The sequence below is a fragment of the Priestia sp. P5_B4 genome (assembly GCF_056400385.1).
In genome coordinates this window covers 1-600 of sequence record NZ_JBFULJ010001439.1, presented here as the reverse complement: position 1 = coordinate 600, position 600 = coordinate 1, and the positions used below count along the sequence as shown (strand labels likewise).

General features: G+C 30.3%; 1 protein-coding gene. It reads left to right on the top strand.

Going from position 1 to position 600, the window contains the following annotated elements; translation table 11 throughout:
- Nucleotides 1-480: 480 nt before the first annotated feature.
- Nucleotides 481-600: LacI family DNA-binding transcriptional regulator (locus AC1DRF_RS31465; RefSeq protein ID WP_477742757.1), on the top strand; the 120-nt coding region annotated here is incomplete at its 3' end.

The window sequence follows — 600 nt, the reverse complement described above, 5'->3', positions numbered from 1 at the left end:
GTTATGGGGCGAGTAGTACATGCTTAATTCCCGTTCTTGAGCGATTAAAAAGTCTTTTTGCAACAGCTGTTCTTTCGTAAAATTCATATTATGCAATTGTTGAAGGGCAGGCAGACATTGTTGAAAATAAGAATGTTGGCTAATCATAGGCTCTCTCTTTCCTTATCACTATTTCTTCTTTTATTTTCCCCAACAAACCGTTTTATATCAAATATGAACAAATTCTTACGAAAATTAATGTTTACTAAAAGTTTACTTAAGTTTTAGTTCGGTGTGATAAAAATAAAGTAGTAATAGCGGCTTTTTTGTCATTTTAACGGCGAAACTAACAAAATAAATGAAGGATTTTAGAGAATATTTTAATGAATTTACTGAAATTTTAAAATTATTTATTGAAAGCGTTTTATTAATGTGCTATTCTTCCAATATAAGAGATAAATATTTAGTAAAAATAGAAGATTATAATAGAGAGGTAAAAAGATGGCAACTTTAAAAGATATAGCGGCGTACGCTAATGTTTCCAGTTCAACCGTATCGAGAGTACTAAATAATGATCATACGCTTTCTGTATCTGAGGTTACTCGTGAACGTATTCTCCAT